Origin of the sequence: Citrobacter sp. Cpo030 (genome assembly GCF_030333005.1) — a bacterium.
Taxonomy (GTDB): domain Bacteria; phylum Pseudomonadota; class Gammaproteobacteria; order Enterobacterales; family Enterobacteriaceae; genus Citrobacter; species Citrobacter portucalensis.
Genome location: NZ_JAOWGT010000075.1, coordinates 1 through 19,293 on the forward strand (window position 1 = coordinate 1; position 19,293 = coordinate 19,293).

The 19,293-nt window shown below is 52.4% G+C and carries 15 protein-coding genes, 1 rRNA gene and 1 riboswitch; of the genes, 6 read left to right on the forward strand and 10 right to left on the reverse strand.

The window, feature by feature from the left end; translation table 11 throughout:
- The 3 genes from OGY37_RS21320 to btuB all read right to left on the reverse strand — a co-directional run.
- Nucleotides 1-78: ribosomal RNA gene (locus OGY37_RS21320) — 16S ribosomal RNA — on the reverse strand; the annotation flags it as partial.
- Nucleotides 79-458: 380 nt separating this feature from the next.
- A complete protein-coding gene (gene murI / locus OGY37_RS21325) occupies nucleotides 459-1,310 on the reverse strand; it encodes a glutamate racemase (protein WP_003847829.1) in 852 nt (283 codons plus the stop codon).
- The gene (gene btuB, locus OGY37_RS21330; protein ID WP_286621839.1) at nucleotides 1,255-3,111 is read right to left on the reverse strand and encodes a TonB-dependent vitamin B12 receptor BtuB; all 1,857 of its coding nucleotides are present in this window, start codon (nucleotides 3,109-3,111) and stop codon (nucleotides 1,255-1,257) included. Before btuB ends, murI begins: the two co-directional genes overlap by 56 nt.
- Before the next feature lie 65 nt (nucleotides 3,112-3,176).
- A riboswitch (cobalamin riboswitch) is annotated at nucleotides 3,177-3,363 on the reverse strand.
- A 115-nt stretch (nucleotides 3,364-3,478) separates the two neighbouring features.
- Here btuB and trmA point away from each other — a divergent pair.
- Nucleotides 3,479-4,579, forward strand: coding sequence for a tRNA (uridine(54)-C5)-methyltransferase TrmA (gene trmA, locus OGY37_RS21335; RefSeq protein ID WP_286621841.1), 1,101 nt, complete (start codon nucleotides 3,479-3,481; stop codon nucleotides 4,577-4,579).
- Nucleotides 4,580-4,661: 82 nt separating this feature from the next.
- Here trmA and OGY37_RS21340 read toward each other — a convergent pair whose 3' ends face one another.
- On the reverse strand, nucleotides 4,662-5,021 hold the full coding sequence (locus OGY37_RS21340) for a YijD family membrane protein (RefSeq protein ID WP_003825114.1): 360 nt from the start codon (nucleotides 5,019-5,021) through the stop codon (nucleotides 4,662-4,664).
- A 15-nt stretch (nucleotides 5,022-5,036) separates the two neighbouring features.
- On the reverse strand, nucleotides 5,037-5,672 hold the full coding sequence (fabR, locus tag OGY37_RS21345; protein WP_003028862.1) for an HTH-type transcriptional repressor FabR: 636 nt from the start codon (nucleotides 5,670-5,672) through the stop codon (nucleotides 5,037-5,039).
- Nucleotides 5,673-5,863: 191 nt separating this feature from the next.
- Here fabR and sthA point away from each other — a divergent pair, with 191 nt between their 5' ends.
- Nucleotides 5,864-7,264 (forward strand): Si-specific NAD(P)(+) transhydrogenase, encoded by a 1,401-nt coding sequence (gene sthA, locus OGY37_RS21350; RefSeq protein ID WP_003028860.1) that lies wholly within the window; start codon nucleotides 5,864-5,866, stop codon nucleotides 7,262-7,264.
- Here the strand turns inward: sthA and oxyR are convergent.
- The 4 genes from oxyR to argC all read right to left on the reverse strand — a co-directional run bounded on the left by oxyR (nucleotide 7,247) and on the right by argC (nucleotide 11,765).
- On the reverse strand, nucleotides 7,247-8,164 hold the full coding sequence (gene oxyR / locus OGY37_RS21355) for a DNA-binding transcriptional regulator OxyR (RefSeq protein ID WP_003028858.1): 918 nt from the start codon (nucleotides 8,162-8,164) through the stop codon (nucleotides 7,247-7,249). The genes sthA and oxyR overlap by 18 nt on opposite strands.
- A gap of 333 nt (nucleotides 8,165-8,497) precedes the next feature.
- Nucleotides 8,498-9,868, reverse strand: coding sequence for an argininosuccinate lyase (argH, locus tag OGY37_RS21360; RefSeq protein ID WP_032945646.1), 1,371 nt, complete (start codon nucleotides 9,866-9,868; stop codon nucleotides 8,498-8,500).
- A 108-nt stretch (nucleotides 9,869-9,976) separates the two neighbouring features.
- The gene (argB, locus tag OGY37_RS21365) at nucleotides 9,977-10,750 is read right to left on the reverse strand and encodes an acetylglutamate kinase (protein ID WP_286621843.1); all 774 of its coding nucleotides are present in this window, start codon (nucleotides 10,748-10,750) and stop codon (nucleotides 9,977-9,979) included.
- A gap of 10 nt (nucleotides 10,751-10,760) precedes the next feature.
- Entirely contained in the window at nucleotides 10,761-11,765 is a 1,005-nt protein-coding gene (gene argC / locus OGY37_RS21370; protein ID WP_286621845.1) for an N-acetyl-gamma-glutamyl-phosphate reductase, read from the reverse strand.
- A 155-nt stretch (nucleotides 11,766-11,920) separates the two neighbouring features.
- Between argC and argE the strand changes: the two genes are divergently transcribed.
- The 4 genes from argE to OGY37_RS21390 all read left to right on the forward strand — a co-directional run bounded on the left by argE (nucleotide 11,921) and on the right by OGY37_RS21390 (nucleotide 18,949).
- Nucleotides 11,921-13,072 carry an acetylornithine deacetylase gene (argE, locus tag OGY37_RS21375; RefSeq protein WP_003028848.1) on the forward strand — a complete coding sequence of 384 codons (1,152 nt, stop codon included), beginning with the start codon at nucleotides 11,921-11,923 and terminating at the stop codon, nucleotides 13,070-13,072.
- A 269-nt stretch (nucleotides 13,073-13,341) separates the two neighbouring features.
- Nucleotides 13,342-15,993 carry a phosphoenolpyruvate carboxylase gene (gene ppc, locus OGY37_RS21380; protein ID WP_003825139.1) on the forward strand — a complete coding sequence of 884 codons (2,652 nt, stop codon included), beginning with the start codon at nucleotides 13,342-13,344 and terminating at the stop codon, nucleotides 15,991-15,993.
- Nucleotides 15,994-16,203: 210 nt separating this feature from the next.
- Nucleotides 16,204-17,937: a phosphoethanolamine transferase CptA gene (locus tag OGY37_RS21385; RefSeq protein ID WP_286621847.1), complete on the forward strand. Its 1,734-nt coding sequence runs from the start codon at nucleotides 16,204-16,206 to the stop codon at nucleotides 17,935-17,937.
- Between the two features lie 151 nt (nucleotides 17,938-18,088).
- A complete protein-coding gene (locus OGY37_RS21390) occupies nucleotides 18,089-18,949 on the forward strand; it encodes a helix-turn-helix transcriptional regulator (protein WP_198579042.1) in 861 nt (286 codons plus the stop codon).
- Here OGY37_RS21390 and OGY37_RS21395 read toward each other — a convergent pair.
- Complete coding sequence (locus OGY37_RS21395; protein ID WP_126319602.1) at nucleotides 18,936-19,292, reverse strand: PTS fructose-like transporter subunit IIB; 357 nt, start codon at nucleotides 19,290-19,292, stop codon at nucleotides 18,936-18,938. The genes OGY37_RS21390 and OGY37_RS21395 overlap by 14 nt on opposite strands.
- Between the last annotated feature and the right edge of the window lies 1 nt (nucleotide 19,293).

Consider the following 19,293-nt stretch of genomic DNA (forward strand, 5'->3'; position numbering starts at 1 on the left):
TCTGTGCTACCGTTCGACTTGCATGTGTTAGGCCTGCCGCCAGCGTTCAATCTGAGCCATGATCAAACTCTTCAATTTAAAAGTTTGATGCTCAATGAATTAAACTTCGTAATGAATTACGTGTTCACTCGTTGAGACTTGGTATTCATTTTTCGTCTTGCGACGTTAAGAATCCGTATCTTCGAGTGCCCACACAGATTGTCTGATAAATTGTTAAAGAGCAGTTGCGACGCGCTTTAGCGCTCTGTCGCGAGGTCCCGTATATTACGTTTTCCTCATTCAGAGTCAAGCATTTATTTTTGCTTTTCTCTACGAGATTCTCAGTGGAACCCCGCTGACCCGGCGGCTTGTAATCCGTTGTTCCGTGTCAGTGGAGGCGCATTATAGGGAGTTATTTCAGGCTGACAAGGGGAAATTTAAAATAATCTTCCGAGTGCGCATTTTTTCATCAAAACCACTTAAACTGACAGTTTTTCGAGCGTTTTAAAGCCATAGCGCTGTAGCACAGGCAATAATTGTTCAGCTTCTGTCGTCATTGCCATACAAAATGCGACGTTCTCATCGGTTGATTTCGCATCTGGTGCTTCATGCTCTAACAACCAGGCCGTGCGGCGCGCTATCGCGGCACCAGAATCCACCAGTCTCGTCCCCTCGGGCAGGACCTGTAAAAGCTCTTCCTGTAATAGAGGGAAATGAGTGCAGCCGAGCACTACAGTGTCAGGTGGTTCAGACATCCGCAGCCACGGACGCAGAATACGCCGCAGCTCTTCCAGAGAAACTGTTTCACCGTGTAGCTTCGCTTCCGCAAGTTCCACCAGCTCAGCAGAACCCAACATTGCAATTTGGCATTCGTTAGCGAATCGCGCAATCAGCTCATGGGTATACGAGCGCTTCACCGTTGCACGTGTAGCCAGTAGCCCCACAACACCGTTCGCCGTGAGTCGCGCTGCCGGTTTAATCGCAGGCACCACGCCCACAACCGGGAAAGCAAATTTCTCACGTAACGCAGGGAGCGACACCGTGCTTGCTGTATTACACGCGATGACCGCAAGAGAGAGGGGATAGCGCTGCTGGACCGCAGTCACAATCTCAACAACACGCTCGACGATAAACTCCTCGCTCTTCTCTCCATAAGGAAAGGCGACGTTGTCGAAAGCGTAGATATAGTGGAGATCCGGCAGAAGACGCCGGATCTCGTCATAGACCGACAACCCACCGACGCCGGAATCAAATACCAGCACGGTGGGACGGGGATCAGAAGGTGTAGCTGCCAGACAAGGTGTATTCCCGTCCTGCAGTTGCGTAGCCATAAACTGTCTCGTAATCTTTATCGAACAGGTTGGCGATTTTACCACGAACTGTCAGCTGTGAGGTGATTGGATATGACACTCCGATATCCCACAAGCTGACACCGCCCAATTTAACATCACGATTATTGTCGTAATCATTATCGTAACGTTCACCTATATATTGATAAGCAACGTTCCACCCCAAGTCCTGAACCTGCCCAGTTAACTCATACTTAACCTGCTGTTTTGCTCGGCGATAGAGTACCTTATTCGTATCATCATCCCGCGGGTCAACATACTGTAGCGTCAGGTGATGATCTACCGGGCCTGTCGTAACATTCCCAGTCCATTCCAGCCCTTTAATCGTGGCTGACTTAACGTTGACGTACTGGTTATTCTTGTAATCGATCAGGTTTTGAATTTCATAATGATATGCAGAAAGACGCCAATCAAGCGGCCCTGTCAATCCATCAATCCCTGCTTCCCACTGTTTAGATTCTTCCGGTTTCAAATTCGGGTTGGCTGCAATACCCGGCCCATAGGAAGAAGCAAAACGCGTAGCCCCGTATTGCTGACCAAGTGAAGGAGCCAGGAAACCTGTGCCATAAGAGAGCGTTGCACGGTAGCCATCAACAAACTCCCAGCCTGCAGCAGTCTGCCAGGTGCCATGCCAGCCGAATTGTTCATCATGATCTTCACGGCCTGAGGCTTCCAGCGTGACGCTTTCAATTTGTTGTTGCCCAGTTAGATAAAGTCCGGTCGTATCACGTTTATAAGCGTCCGATTTCGTGGTACTACTGGAAGTCAGCTTTTCTTGTTTCCAGTCGACACCACCGCTAATCGCTCCATGCCCAACCTCAACGTTATTTCCCCACTGAATATAGCGCTGTTCCATATTATCCAGCGTAGCATCCCCCGCATAACGACCGAGTTGATTGCTATAGTTGTAATCTTTGAGATGCTGGTAGTTAGCAATCAGTTGGGCGGAATAGATACCTGAGCTGTAACGAAGGCCGGAATCCCAGGACTGAGTGTAATTCTGAGCTTCGTCATTACCGCCAGCATAGCCATAAGAGCCCTGATCGTAATCGCTATTCGCCGTGTAGCCGTAACCACGGAAGAAACCGGAGAAGTTATCGTTAAACTTGTGCTGCAAGCCGCCCCAGAACAGTTTGTTGCGATAACCATCGCGATCGCTGTCGCCGCTGTAAGGGGAATCAGGTTGAATGTTAAAACCTTTGGTCGTCTGGTAAGCGCCAGCCGCCGTCACCATCGTGTTACCAAATCGTTTTTTTATCGTGCCGTCGTAGGTCTGATAACCATCAGTCCCCATACCTGCGTTGATCTGTGATTTCTCTTCATCACTCATCGTAATGATGTTAACCACACCACCGATCGCGCCAGACCCGTACACTGCTGAACGCGGCCCGCGAATGTATTCAACACGTTGCACCAACGATACCGGAATCTGACCAATATCAATCGCATTACCGATGCCCGCACGCGCCATCGGCACGCCATCAATCAATACCAGGACATGCCGGGACTCAGTACCGCGAACATACAGCGAGGAGCTTTTCCCCATACCGCCGCTTTGCGAAATATCTACGCCCGGCAATCGGCGCATGACATCATTGAGATCTTTTGACTGCCAGCGCTGAATATCTTCACGCGTCACCACATCAGTGGGGGCAAGGACGGTGTTAACAGGCTGCTGAAAACGGTTGGCAGTAACGACGAGAGTATCTGGGCTAGTATCCTGTGCCCAACCAGAAAATGCCGTGACGGACAGTGCCGTGCACAGCAACGATTTTTTAATCATTGTAAAGCATCCACAATATAAGAAGGATGCCGTAGGTCCCACCGATAGTACGCGATGATGAAAGCCAGATGCGACGTTAGCCGGCAGGTCTTCGGGCTTGGAGGCAACTTAAAGAGACGATAACTTCCCACGGCATGCCGCAGTGTCTGCACCAGGTGCGCTCATCCCCTACCTTCCTTACCGCTGCGCGTCAGCTCCAGATTCACACTGGATTCCCTTTTAACTCACAGGACCGGAAAACGGATGCTACAGTTTGTTACAACCCACTGTCCAGACCACGCATCACAATATCGGAAATCATCAATGACTGGACATCTGTTGAGCAATCCCTACAATCCCCGCGTACTTTTATTTTTCAGGACGCATCATGACCCCCGAACACCTTCCGACAGAACAGTACGACGCACAGTTAGCTGAAAAAGTGGTGCGTCTGCAGAGCTTAATGACGCCATTTTATGCACAGGCTCCGGAAGTGTTTCGCTCACCGGTCAGCCACTACCGTATGCGCGCGGAATTCCGCCTGTGGCATGACGGTGATGATCTGTACCACATCATGTTCGACAGCCAGACCAAAAACCGTATCCGTGTCGACAGCTTCCCGGCGGCCAGCGAGCTTATCAATACGCTGATGACGGCAATGATCGACGGCGTTCGTAATAACCACATCCTGCGCCACAAACTGTTCCAGATTGATTACCTCACGACCCTGAGCGATCAGGCGGTGGTATCGATGCTGTACCATAAAAAGCTGGATGATGAATGGCGTCAGGAAGCCGAAGCACTGCGGGATGCGCTGCGGGCGCAAAACCTGAATGTGCATTTGATTGGCCGGGCAACCAAAACCAAAATCGAGCTGGATCAGGACTATATTGACGAACGCTTGCCGGTGGCGGGTAAAGAGATTATCTATCGGCAGGTTGAGAACAGCTTCACCCAGCCGAATGCCGCCATGAATATTCAGATGTTGGAATGGGCGATTGATGTCACCAGGGGCTCAAAAGGCGACCTGCTTGAACTGTACTGCGGCAATGGCAATTTCTCGTTAGCCCTCGCACAAAACTTCAACCGCGTGCTGGCCACTGAAATCGCCAAGCCATCCGTGGCTGCTGCACAGTACAACATTGCGGCTAACCATATTGATAACGTACAAATTATCCGCATGGCGGCTGAAGAGTTTACTCAGGCGATGAACGGCGTTCGCGAATTTAACCGTTTGCAGGGGATCGATCTGAAGAGTTACCAGTGTGAAACTATCTTCGTTGACCCACCGCGCAGCGGTCTGGACAGCGAAACGGAGAAAATGGTGCAGGCGTATCCGCGTATTCTGTACATCTCCTGCAACCCGGAGACATTGTGTAAGAACCTGGAAACGTTAAGCCAGACGCACACTGTTTCACGTCTGGCTCTGTTCGATCAGTTCCCGTATACGCACCATATGGAGTGCGGCGTACTGTTAACCAAGAAGTAAGACAGAACGTAGGCTGGATAAGCGCTACCTGTTCAGATTGCCGGATAGCGGCGTTGCCTTATCCGGCCTACCGCTACAACTGTTACTCCGCAATTTCCTGTTTACGGTTACGGACTTTAAAGCCGATCCAGAACACCAGAATCACAGACAGTACCGCCGGGAAGAAGTTAGAGCCAATATCCGGATATTCAGCGCGTACCACAGTGCTGTACAACAGAACGCCGAGGATAAAGCAGGCGGCAGCCAGGCCCGGCAATCCCACAGGCATAGTGCGATTCTGATAGCGTTGATGCAGACAATACACCGTCAGCACCAGCGAAATGATCGGGAATACTGAGAATGGCACAATGGAGCTAAACAGCGCCGCAAATGTACCATTGATCGATAAGCCAGCAACCAGCGCCAGCAGCAGCGTACCTTTATCTTGACCTGACTGTTTCATTGCTTGTCCTTCTCGTTACTCGGAGTGGTGCGTCATCTTCTCTTGTTCACGGCGGTACCAATAAAATGCGCCTTTCGCGATCATGCGTAGTTGCAATACCAGCCGCTCTTCCAGCTGTCGACGCTGCTCGGCGCCAACATCCAGTGCTTCTGCCCCGGCGCTGAACACAATGGTTACCATGGCTTCGGCTTGCGCTTCAGTAAACGCACGAGGCATATGGTTTTCGAGTTCCAGATAGTCCGCAAGTTCCGCAATGAAGTGCTGAATTTCACGAGCGACCGCTGCACGAAACGCTGCGGATGTCCCCGAACGCTCGCGCAATAATAAACGGAAGGCGTTGGGATTGTTGCCGATGAACTCCATAAATGTTGAGACCGAGGTGCGGATCACACTCCCGCCCTTCGCGATACGCTGGCGCGCCTGGCGCATCAACTGACGCAGCATCAGACCGCTCTCGTCCACCATCGTCAGGCCGAGTTCATCCACATCGCGGAAATGGCGATAAAACGAGGTTGGCGCAATGCCCGCTTCACGAGCAACTTCGCGTAAACTGAGGCTGGCAAAACTACGCTCAGCGCTCAGTTGACTAAATGCGGCTTCTACCAGCGAACGCCGGGTTTTTTCTTTTTGTTGCGCTCTAACGCCCATCACGATGTCTGAATCCTTCCACATACCTTGCTGGCACTATACCAGAGATTAGGCGGTTGGCATGGCTTTGTGAATGTTTGTTTACGCGCAGTTTGTGCTTCGACTTCGCAAAAAAGCACAACGATAATTGGGTTATCTCAACAACGATGTTACTATTCTGTTGCTTTTATGTATAAGAACAGGTAAGCCTGACCATGTCACATTCTTACGATTACGATGCAATAGTAATAGGTTCCGGTCCCGGCGGCGAAGGCGCGGCAATGGGTCTGGTTAAGCAAGGAGCGCGCGTCGCGGTGATTGAGCGCTATCATAACGTCGGCGGAGGTTGTACCCACTGGGGCACCATCCCGTCGAAAGCTCTCCGCCACGCCGTCAGCCGCATTATTGAATTCAATCAGAACCCACTGTACAGCGACCACTCCCGACTCCTTCGTTCTTCTTTCGCCGATATTCTCAACCACGCTGATAACGTTATTAATCAGCAAACACGTATGCGGCAAGGATTTTACGAACGCAACCACTGCGAAATTTTGCAGGGAAATGCCCGTTTTGTTGATGAACACACGATTGCCCTGGAATGTCACGACGGTACGGTGGAAACGCTGACTGCGGATAAGTTTGTTATTGCCTGCGGTTCGCGTCCTTATCGCCCTGTTGATGTCGACTTTTCGCATCCCCGGGTTTACGACAGTGACTCTATCCTGAGCCTGCACCACGAACCCCGTCATGTGCTGATTTATGGCGCGGGGGTCATTGGCTGTGAATATGCGTCGATCTTCCGTGGAATGGACGTCAAAGTTGATTTAATCAACACCCGCGATCGTCTGCTGGCATTCCTCGATCAGGAGATGTCCGACTCGCTGTCTTACCACTTCTGGAACAGCGGTGTGGTCATTCGCCACAACGAAGAGTACGAGAAGATTGAAGGTTGCGATGACGGCGTCATCATGCACCTGAAGTCCGGTAAGAAACTGAAGGCCGACTGCCTGCTGTACGCCAATGGACGTACCGGTAATACCGATTCGCTGGCGCTGGAAAATATTGGTCTGAAAACCGACAGCCGTGGGCAATTGAAGGTCAACAGCATGTACCAGACGGCGCTGCCGCATGTGTACGCCGTAGGGGATGTGATCGGTTATCCGAGCCTGGCATCGGCAGCCTACGACCAGGGACGCATTGCCGCCCAGGCACTGGTAAAAGGCGAAGCCACCGCGCATCTGATCGAAGATATCCCAACCGGGATTTATACCATTCCGGAAATCAGCTCCGTTGGTAAAACCGAACAGCAGCTCACGGCAATGAAAGTTCCCTACGAAGTTGGCCGCGCCCAGTTTAAACATCTGGCACGTGCACAAATCGTGGGCATGAGTGTCGGAACGCTGAAGATCCTGTTCCATCGCGAAACCAAAGAGATTCTGGGGATCCACTGCTTTGGGGAGCGCGCGGCCGAAATTATTCACATCGGACAAGCGATAATGGAGCAAAAAGGTGGTGGTAACACTATCGAGTACTTCGTTAACACCACCTTTAACTACCCAACCATGGCAGAAGCCTATCGGGTAGCGGCGCTAAATGGCTTAAACCGCCTGTTTTAACGCACTGTCGAAATGGCCATCCATTGATCCACGGATGGCCTCTGCCAGCTGTTCATAACGGCTGCGCAGCGGCGAACCAGGACGGTACACCAGACCAATCGTGCGACGCGGTTCGGGTTTAATGCATGGCAGATAAACGACACCATCACGCTTACGCTCCGGCGGAACGGCCAGCGCAGGCAGCAAGGTAATACCACTGCCTGCCGCCACCATGTTACGCAGCGTTTCCAGACTGGTTGCCCGAAAATGGGTATCTTCATCAGCACCCGCTTCAAAGCAGAAACCCATCGCCTGATCGCGCAGACAGTGGCCATCTTCCAGCATCAGCAGTTTTTCACCCGCCAGATCGGACATCGGTACACAGTCACGGTTTGCCCATGGGTGATCTTCATAGATCGCCAGCAGCATAGGCTCATCAAATAATGGTACTTCGATGAACGCCTCACTCTCTTTCACCAGCGCCAGGATGACGCAGTCGAGCTTACCGCTATCCAGTTGCGCCAACAGCTGATGCGTCTGCGCCTCATGGAGATACATTTCCAGTTTTGGGAAGGTCTGGTGCAACATCGGAATAATATGCGGCAGCAGGTATGGCCCCACCGTTGGGATCAAACCAATATGCAGCGGGCCAGACATTGTCTCGCCTTGTTGGCTTGCCATCTCCTTGAGCACTTTGACCTCGCGCAGCACGGTGCGCGCCTGATCCACCAGCAGCAAACCAGCCTGGGTGAACAGCACCTTGCGACTCGTACGCTCCAGCAACATGACGCCAAGCTCATCTTCCAGCTTGCGGATCTGCCCGCTCAGCGTGGGTTGGCTAACGTGACAGGAGTCTGCCGCTCGTCGGAAGTGACGATGTTCGGCTAGCGCTACCAGGTATTCAAGATCACGAATATTCATTATTCATCCTCCATCGCCACGATAGTTCGTAGCGATAGGTAGCATAGCAACGAACGATTATCCCTATCAAGCTTTCTGTTTAATAATGCACCACAGAAACGGAACGGTACCCCTTTAACCCTTGAAGCTACTGTCCGTTTTGAGAGTTTCTCTCATACTCGAAATAACTAAAGCCAACGTGAACTTTTGCGGACCTTGCGTCCGCATTTTTTTTGCATAAAAAAGCCCGGCGTCGCAAAGCTCGGCCGGGTTATGGTTTGGTAGGCCTGATAAGCGTAGCGCTACCAGGCAGAACGGCGCATAGTGCCGGATGGCGGCTTCGCCTTATCCGACCTACAGGCGCGCCTTAGCGTAGTCGATCGCCTGCGCAACCTGCTGTGGCGAAACGCCACCTTTCGCCGCGCGTTTATCCAGACACGATTGCAACGAGAGGATCGGGTAAACGTCATCGCCGATCACCTGGCTAAACTTTTGTAAGTCGGCAAGCGACAGCGCTTCCAGCGGTTTGCCCTGACGAATCGCCTCGACCACCGTTTCCCCTACAATATGGTGCGCTTCGCGGAACGGGACGCCTTTCGCCACCAGATAATCCGCCAGCTCAGTGGCGTTAGCATAACCCTGCTGCGCCGCTTCCTGACAACGCGGACGTTTCACCTGGATGCCATCCAGCACCAGCGCGGCCATATGCAGACAGTCCAGCCAGGTGTCGAGCGCGTCGAACAGCCCTTCTTTGTCTTCCTGCATATCTTTGTTGTATGCCAGCGGGAGGCCTTTTAAAGTCATCATCATGCCGGTCAGCGCACCCTGCACGCGACCGCATTTGCCACGGATCAGCTCCAGCGCATCCGGATTTTTCTTCTGCGGCATCAAAGATGAACCCGAAGTCACACGATCGGACAGTTCAACAAAGCCCGCTTCGCCGGTGTTAAAGAAAATCAGATCTTCAGCAAAACGCGACAGGTGTACCATGCCGATAGAGGCGTCGGAGAGTAACTCCAGCACGTGGTCACGGTCAGAAACGCTGTCCAGGCTGTTGCGCGTTGCCGAGGCAAAGCCCAACCAACCCGCCAACTGCTCGCGATCGATTTCATACGCCGTACCCGCCAGCGCGCCGCAGCCTAACGGACTGACGTCCAGGCGTTTGAGCGCATCCTGCAGGCGGCTCTCGTCACGCGCCAACATTTCAACATAGGCCAGACACCAGTGAGCAAACGTCACCGGCTGCGCACGTTGCAGGTGGGTGTAACCCGGCATGACGGCGTCCTGGTTATTCTCCGCCGTCACCACCAGCGCAGTTTGCAACTGACGATTGGCCGACAGTAATTCGATAACCGTGTCTTTACACCACAGCTTGAGATCGGTTGCGACCTGGTCATTACGGCTACGTCCGGTATGCAGTTTTTTACCAAGCTGGCCGACTTTATCAATCAGCTTACCTTCCACCCAACTGTGAATATCTTCGGCATCGCTTTGCAAAATCTGCTGAGGATTCGCACGAACCTCTTCCAGCAGGTTATTCAGCGCCTCTTCCAACTGCAGCTGTTCATCGGCGGTCAGTACACCGACTGTTACCAACGCTTTGGACCAGGCCACAGAGCCAACAATATCCTGTTCTGCCAGGCGGTAGTCAAAACGCAACGAGTCGTTGAACTGTTTGAACCGCTGATCTGCTGCCTGTGTAAAACGCCCACCCCAAAGTGCCATAACAAATTTCCTTAATATGATATTTTTGCCCGGTGGCGCTGCGCTTACCGGGCCAACAAAACCCACGTAGGCCGGATAAGGCGAAGCCGCCATCCGGCACATTAATAGTTAAGCCAGAATACGCGTACCAATTGGCGTGCCGTTAAACAGCGCCGGGAGTTGCTCTGCATGACGCCAGGAGGCGATATCCACCGGACGGCCCAGCGTACGCGCGGCATCCAGCGCCGCATTCACCTTCACAATCATGCCATCAGTAATGATGCCCTGTTCAATCAGCTGTTCCGCTTTCGCCGCGGTCATTTCGGCAATGCGCTGGCCTTTGCCATCCAGAATACCGCTCACATCAGAGAGCAGGATCAGATCCGCACCCAGCGTTGCCGCCAGCGCCGTTGCCGCCTGATCGGCATTCACGTTCATCAGCAGCCCATCATCAGTGACGCCAATAGAGCTTACTACCGGCAGAAAACTGCTTTCCAGCAGCGTGTTAATCAGCTTAGGCGAACCCGGCTGCGCCAGTCCAACATGACCCAGTTCTTTATCGAGCGGCGTCACTTTTACGCTGTCGCCATCGCCAAGATACAGACCCACAGACGCGATGTGATGCTTTTTCGCCCAGGCCAGCAAAGTTTTATTCGCCGTTCCCGCCAGGGCACCGGTAATAATGTCAATTTGATCGGCTGGCGTGATGCGCAGGCCATTTTTCTTTTTCACCGGCAGGTTAAGCTGCTTCATCAGCTCGTCGACCACGCAGCCGCCACCGTGCACAATGACCAGCGGACGCTGGTGCGACTCACGATAATTCACCAGTGCGGTAAACAAGCGCTCCAGCGCCTCTTCGCTATCCAGTAAAACGCCGCCCAGCTTGATAATTAATGGATTCATTGTTGCACCCTTAAATAAGAGACTGCGTTTGGGCAAAGCCAAAACGAATATTTGCGCACTGCATCGCCTGTGCCGCCGCGCCTTTCAATAAGTTGTCTTCCGTCGCCACGACGATCAGGTGTTCACCCTGTACGGCAAACCCGATATCACAGAATGGTAATCCAACCACATTCTTCAGTGCCGGAACCCCTTTGTCATACAGACGCACCAGCGGTTTATCGCCATACGCCTGTTGCAGCGTCTGAGCCACCTGAGCATGGGTTACACCCGCCTTAAGGCGGCAAGTGATAGTTTCCAGAATTCCGCGCGGGAAGTTGCCCAGATGTGGGGTGAAAATCACTTCAGCCCCCAGATGAGTGGCGATTTCCGGCTGATGACGATGGGTAAACACGCCATACGGTTGCAGGCTTACTTCGCAAAAACTATTAGAGATAGCCGCTTTACGGCCCGCGCCGCTCACGCCGCTGGTCGCATTAATTACCGGCCACTGGCTGAGATCCAGCAGCCCGGCATCAATCAACGGCTTCAGCGAAAGCTGTGCCGCCGTCGGGTAACAACCCGGCACAGCAATCAGATTCGCCTCTTTCAGTTTGTCCGCATTCCACTCCGCCAGCCCGTAAACCGCCTGCTCCAGCAGGTCGGGATGCTGATGGGTAAAGCCATAATATTTTTCATAGAACGCGCCGTCGTTGACGCGAAACGCGCCAGAGAGGTCAAACACCACGCAACCGGCCTGCAAAAACTGCGGAGCCAGGTCATGACTCACCTCATGAGCCGTTGCGAGGAACACAACATCCAACCCTGCGCTAAACTCGCTGATATCTGACATTGGCTGCAACGGTAAATCGACAATGCCTTTCAACTGCGGATGCAAATCGGAGATTAATTTTCCTGCATCATTGCTTTGCGCTGAGACGGTCAAAGCGGTTATGGTCATATCAGGATGGCGATTTACATAGGTCACAAGCTCTGCGCCGGCATAGCCACTGGCGCCCACAATCAGCGTATTCAACATCGGGGCTGCTCACCTTCTTAGATTCTGTTGCCAGGTATAAGCCTTTATCACCTCACCTTACACTTGGTGGGTTTTATTACGCTCAACGTTAATGTATTTTTATTCACAAATACTGCATGAATATTGATACTATCATGACCCGAGGTGTGTCAACAATGAAAAACAATTTACCGCCATTTATCGAGATTTACCGCGCTCTGATTGCCACGCCATCGATTAGCGCTACCGAAGAAGCGCTCGATCAAAGCAATGCAGGTTTAATCACTCTGTTGGCGGGCTGGTTTAAAGATTTAGGCTTCAATGTGGAGGTCCAGCCGGTTCCCGATACGCGAAATAAATTCAATATGCTGGCGAGCATTGGACAGGGCGCTGGTGGTCTGTTGTTGGCGGGCCATACCGATACCGTACCCTTTGACGACGGACGCTGGACGCGCGACCCGTTCACTCTGACCGAGCATGACAATAAGCTGTATGGTTTGGGTACGGCGGACATGAAAGGCTTCTTCGCCTTTATCCTCGACGCGTTGCGTGATGTCGACGTCACGAAGCTGAAAAAGCCCCTCTACATTCTGGCCACTGCCGACGAAGAGACCAGCATGGCGGGAGCACGCTATTTCTCTGAAACCACCGCTCTGCGCCCGGACTGCGCGATTATTGGCGAACCCACTTCACTCCAACCGGTTCGCGCGCACAAAGGTCATATCTCTAATGCGATACGCATTCTGGGGCAGTCGGGTCATTCAAGCGATCCGGCGCGTGGCGTTAATGCGATTGAACTGATGCATGATGCCATCGGCCATATCATGCATCTGCGCGATGACCTGAAAGCGCGCTATCACCATGATGCCTTTACCGTTCCGTATCCAACGTTAAATTTGGGCCACATCCACGGCGGCGACGCCGCCAACAGAATCTGCGCCTGCTGCGAACTGCATATGGATATTCGACCGCTACCGGGTATGACGCTAAACGATCTCAATGGGTTACTTAACGAAGCGCTGGCCCCTGTCAGCGAACGCTGGCCGGGTCGCCTGACCGTATCGGAACTGCATCCGCCGATTCCAGGCTATGAGTGTCCGCCTGACCATCAACTGGTAGAGGTGGTTGAGAAACTGCTGGGCGCACAGACTGAAGTGGTGAACTACTGCACCGAAGCGCCATTTATCCAGACGCTTTGCCCGACGCTGGTATTGGGTCCAGGTTCTATTAATCAGGCGCATCAGCCGGATGAATATCTGGAAACACGCTTTATTAAGCCAACTCGCGAATTAATCACCCAGGTTGTGCATCATTTTTGCTGGCATTAACTACTTGTCACCCCGCTAATCCTTAAGTGGTAAGCGGGGTGATTTTTTAACATTTCCATAAGCAACGCTTATTTGATTGGATGTGAATTAAATAACGTAAATTCACGGCATTTATTCGTTTGCTGAACCGATTTCGCAGCAATTGACGTCACGTGTTTTACGTGGCTTTATAAAAGACGGCTAAAAAGTTAAGTCCGCAAGATTTCGCGTGATAGTCAGGCGCGAAAGATACAGGACATATTCAAAATAGATGGGGTGTCTGGGTTAATATGAACGAACAATATTCCGCGTTGCGTAGTAATGTCAGTATGCTCGGCAAAGTGCTGGGAGAGACCATCAAGGATGCGCTGGGAGAGAACATTCTTGATCGCGTAGAAACAATTCGTAAGCTGTCCAAATCATCTCGCGCTGGCAATGAAGTTAATCGCCAGGAATTGCTCACCACACTGCAAAATCTGTCTAACGACGAGCTACTGCCGGTTGCCCGCGCATTTAGCCAGTTCCTGAACCTGGCCAACACCGCCGAGCAATACCACAGCATTTCGCCAAAAGGCGAAGCAGCCAGCAACCCGGAAGTGATTGCTCGCACTCTGCGTAAACTGAAAGAGCAGCCCAACCTCAATGACGCCACCATCAAGAAAGCCGTAGAATCACTCTCTCTGGAGCTGGTACTCACCGCCCACCCGACCGAGATCACTCGTCGTACGCTGATCCATAAAATGGGTGAAGTGAACGCCTGCCTCAAGCAGCTTGATAACAAAGACCTCGTCGATTATGAACGCAACCAACTGATGCGCCGTCTGCGTCAACTCATTGCTCAGTCCTGGCATACGGATGAGATCCGCAAGCTGCGCCCAAGCCCGGTTGATGAAGCCAAATGGGGTTTCGCGGTAGTTGAAAACAGCCTGTGGGAAGGTGTGCCGAACTACCTGCGCGAGCTGAATGAACAACTGGAAGAGCATCTTGGATATAAGCTGCCGGTTGATTTTGTCCCGGTTCGATTTACTTCCTGGATGGGCGGTGACCGTGATGGTAACCCGAACGTAACGGCAGATATCACCCGTCACGTGCTGCTGCTCAGCCGCTGGAAAGCGACAGACCTGTTCCTGAAAGACATCCAGTTTCTGATTTCTGAGCTGTCGATGGTGGATGCCACGCCGGAGCTGATGGCGCTGGTAGGCGAAGAAGGTGCAGCTGAACCTTATCGCTATCTGATGAAAACCCTGCGTTCTCGTCTGATGGCAACCCAGGCCTGGCTGGAAGCCCGTCTGAAAGGCGAGAAATTGCCGAAACCTGCGGGACTTCTCACCCAAAACGAGCAGCTCTGGGACCCGCTGTATGCGTGCTACCAGTCACTGCAGGCCTGTGGCATGGGTATTATCGCCAATGGCGAATTGCTCGACACCCTTAGGCGCGTGAAGTGTTTCGGCGTGCCGCTGGTGCGTATTGATATTCGTCAGGAAAGCACCCGTCACACTGAAGCCCTGGGCGAACTGACCCGTTATCTGGGCATTGGCGACTACGAAAACTGGTCGGAAGCGGATAAACAAGCTTTCCTGATCCGCGAACTGAATTCCAAGCGTCCGTTGCTGCCACGTAACTGGGAGCCGAGCAATGACACCCGCGAAGTGCTCGACACCTGTCGGGTCATTGCCGAAGCCCCATATGGCTCCATTGCCGCCTATGTTATCTCGATGGCGAAAACTCCGTCGGATGTGCTGGCCGTGCATCTGCTGCTGAAAGAAGCCGGAATTGGTTTTGCTATGCCGGTCGCTCCGCTATTTGAAACGCTGGACGACCTCAACAATGCCGATGACGTCATGTCGCAACTGTTGAATATCGACTGGTACCGCGGATTTATTCAGGGCAAACAGATGGTCATGATTGGCTACTCTGATTCCGCAAAAGACGCGGGCGTGATGGCGGCCTCCTGGGCGCAATACCAGGCTCAGGACGCGCTAATCAAAACCTGCGAAAAAGCCGGTATCGAACTGACGCTGTTCCACGGTCGCGGTGGTTCCATTGGTCGCGGCGGCGCGCCTGCCCATGCAGCGCTACTCTCTCAACCGCCGGGCAGCCTGAAAGGTGGTCTGCGCGTGACAGAACAAGGGGAGATGATCCGCTTTAAGTACGGCCTGCCGGAAGTGACCATCAGCAGCCTGTCGCTGTATACCGGAGCAATTCTGGAGGCCAACCTGTTGCCACCGCCAGAACCGAAAGATAGCTGGCGTCATATCATGGATGAACTTTCCGATATTTCCTGCGAGCTCTATCGTGGATATGTGCGTGAAAACAAAGACTTCGTCCCTTATTTCCGCTCAGCTACACCGGAGCAGGAACTGGGTAAACTCCCGCTCGGTTCACGTCCAGCAAAACGCCGTCCGACCGGCGGGGTAGAGTCTCTGCGCGCCATTCCGTGGATCTTCGCCTGGACGCAGAACCGCCTGATGCTCCCGGCCTGGCTGGGTGCAGGTACCGCGCTGCAAAAAGTGGTTGAAGACGGCAAGCAAAGCGAACTTGAAGCCATGTGCCGCGACTGGCCATTCTTCTCCACACGCCTTGGCATGCTGGAAATGGTTTTCGCGAAAGCAGACCTGTGGCTGGCAGAGTATTACGATCAGCGCCTGGTCAAAAAAGATCTGTGGCCGTTGGGTGCAGAGCTACGCCAACGCCTGGCAGCAGATATCGATGTCGTACTGGCGATTGCCAACGACTCACATTTGATGGCCGACCTGCCGTGGATTGCCGAGTCCATTCAGTTAAGAAATATTTATACTGACCCGCTAAACGTATTACAGGCAGAGCTGTTACACCGCTCACGCCTGGCGGAAGAGCAAGGCAATGCACCGGACCCTCGCGTGGAACAAGCATTGATGGTCACAATCGCTGGTGTCGCCGCTGGTATGCGTAATACAGGCTAACATCCCTCCCCCGTCGCCTTCGTGCTATTATTCGGAGGCGACGGCAAAAACCGCTGTTACAACCACTTCATTTTCAATATATTCCCCCTCGAATATATTCACTAAATGAATATATAGATGGCAAAACACGATCCTAAGATCGTGATGCTTCAGTTCCTCTTAATGTTTAAGTGCTACTCTTGGCGCTACAATTAAAGACAGGCTTACATTATGCAATCCTTACACCCCCAGTCTAAACCTAAATTTAGCTGGAAAGCCCTGGGTTGGGCGCTCCTCTATTTTTGTTTTTTTTCCAGTTTACTCCAGGTCGTTATTCTCTTATCCGGCTATAGCGGAACTAATGGTTTACGCGACTCCTTACTGTTCAGTTCGCTGTGGTTGATTCCGGTATTCTTATTTCCAAACCGTATCCGCGTTATTGCTGCCGTCATTGGCGTAATGCTATGGGCGGCCTCGCTGGCTGCTCTAAGCTATTACGTCATTTACGGACAAGAGTTCTCGCAAAGCGTTCTGTACGTAATGTTTGAAACCAATGCGAACGAAGCCAGCGAATATCTGAGCCAATATTTCAGTCTGAAGATTGTCTTAATTGCGCTGGCCTATACAGCTGTGGCAATTCTGCTATGGACACGTCTGCGTCCTGTGCATATTCCATCACCCTGGCGCTATCTGGTGTCGTTTGCACTGTTATACGGTTTGATTCTGCATCCGATGACGGTGAACACGTTTATCAAACATAAACCATTTGAAAAAACGTTGAATGGTCTCGCCTCACGCATGGAACCAGCTGCGCCATGGCAATTCATCTCCGGTTATTATCAGTATCGTCAGCAGTTGACCGCGCTGAACAGCCTGCTGAATGAGAACAATGCCCTACCGCCGTTGGCCAACTTTAAAGACAGCTCAGGTGATGCACCGCGTACGCTGGTACTGGTGATTGGCGAATCAACGCAACGTGGCCGCATGAGCCTGTACGGTTACCCACGCGAAACAACGCCGGAACTGGATGCGCTGCATAAATCCGATCCTAACTTCACCGTGTTCAATAATGTCGTGACCTCCCGTCCGTACACCATTGAAATCCTGCAGCAGGCGCTGACCTTCGCTAACGAGAAGAACCCGGATCTGTATCTGACTCAGCCGTCCCTGATGAACATGATGAAACAGGCAGGTTATAAAACCTTCTGGATCACCAATCAGCAGACGATGACTGCCCGCAACACCATGCTGACAGTGTTCTCTAAGCAGACGGATAAACAGTTCTATATGAACCAGCAGCGTACACAAAGTGCACGCGAATATGACAGCAACGTGCTGGCACCGTTTAAAGAAGTACTGGCTGACCCTGCACCGAAAAAGTTCATCATCGTGCACCTGCTGGGAACGCATATTAAGTACAAATTCCGCTATCCGGATGGTCAGGGTAAGTTCGACAATAATATCGACAATGTGCCCGCTGGCCTGAGTGACGATGAGCTGGAAGCTTACAACGATTACGACAGCGCGAATGTTTACAATGACCATATCATTGCCAGTCTGATCAAAGACTATAAAGCGACCGATCCGAACGGCTTCCTGCTGTACTTCTCCGATCATGGAGAAGAGGTATACGATACGCCGCCGCATAAAACGCAGGGTCGTAATGAAGACAACCCAACACGTCATATGTATACGGTGCCGTTCCTGCTGTGGACCTCGGAAAAATGGCAGGCTGCACACCCGCGTGACTTCTCACAGGATGTGAATCGTAAATACAGCAGCTCAGAGCTTATCCACACCTGGTCTGATTTAGCGGGCTTCACCTATGATGGTTTCGATCCAACTCGTGCCATTACCAGCCCGCAGTTCAAAGAGACGACCCGCTGGATTGGCAACCCGTACAAAAAGAATGCCCTGATTGATTACGATACCCTGCCTTACGACGATCAAATCGGTAATCAGTAACAGTCTGCCGGATGCGCTACGCTTATCCGGCCTACAGCTCGCAAAGACTTGTAGGCCGGATAAGGCATTAGCCGCCATCCGGCAATAATCACTTGAGGGCGATTGTTTTCAACGTTACTGTTTCCCTGTCTGCTGCCTGCAAGGGATTAACATGTATCACGACATCAGCCACCTGCTCTCTCGCCTGATCAACGGCCCCACGCCGCTGCGCCAGATTTACTTTGCCAGCACCAGTAGCTCAACGCCGGAACTGGCGTATCAGGTCGATTTTCCCCGACTGGAGATTGTGCTGGAAGGTGAATTCACCGATAACGGTGTTGCTGGAGCATCCGCGACGTTACAGCCTTACGATGCCTTGTTCGTTCCGGCTGGTGGCTGGAACTTTCCACAGTGGCTCACACCGGTGACCACGCTCAGTATCTTATTTGGCAAACAGCAACTGGGTTTTAGCATCGTGCAGTGGGACGGTAAGCAATATCAAAACCTTACCCGTCAGCACGTCGCGCGGCGTGGACCGCGTATTGGCTCATTCCTGCTGCAAACGCTCAATGAAATGCAGATGCAGCCACAGGAGCAGCAAACCGCCAGGCTAATCGTTGCGAGCTTGCTGAGCCACTGCCGCGATTTGCTCGGCAGCCAGATCCAAACCGCATCACGCAGTCAGGCGCTTTTCGAAGCCATTCGCAACTATATTGACGAACGCTACGCTTCACCGCTCACCCGAGAATCCGTCGCGCAGGCGTTTTACATCTCACCCAATTATCTTTCCCACCTTTTTCAAAAAACGGGCGCTATCGGGTTTAACGAATACCTGAACCACACGCGGCTGGAACACGCAAAAACGCTATTGAAGGGTTACGAGCTGAAGATTAAAGAAGTGGCGCACACCTGTGGGTTTGTTGACAGCAACTACTTCTGCCGCCTGTTTCGCAAAAATACCGAACGTTCGCCATCAGAATACCGTCGGCAGTACCACAGCCAGTTGACGGAGATAAAAACTAATCCAGAGTAAGATGCGTGTGCTGTGGCGCTGAAAGCAGCTTTCGCACGGCGCTCATCACCCGCTGCGGCTCACGCAGAAATGCGCTAATGCCCGACTGAACGTATCGGCTCTGCGTAAAACGCTCTGCTCCTGCCGGTTCAATATCAGTAATCAGCAACACCACATCAGCGCGGTTAATATCCTCTTCCGTCAGGCGATTTTCGGTACCCAATGCACCCTGAGTTTCGATCTTGATACTCCATTTTTCTTGCTGGCAGAGTTTCTCCAGCCGCTCAGCTGCCATATAGGTATGGGCCACGCCGCTTACGCACGCGGTGACAGCAACCAGATATCGTACAGGTGCGATGGTCATA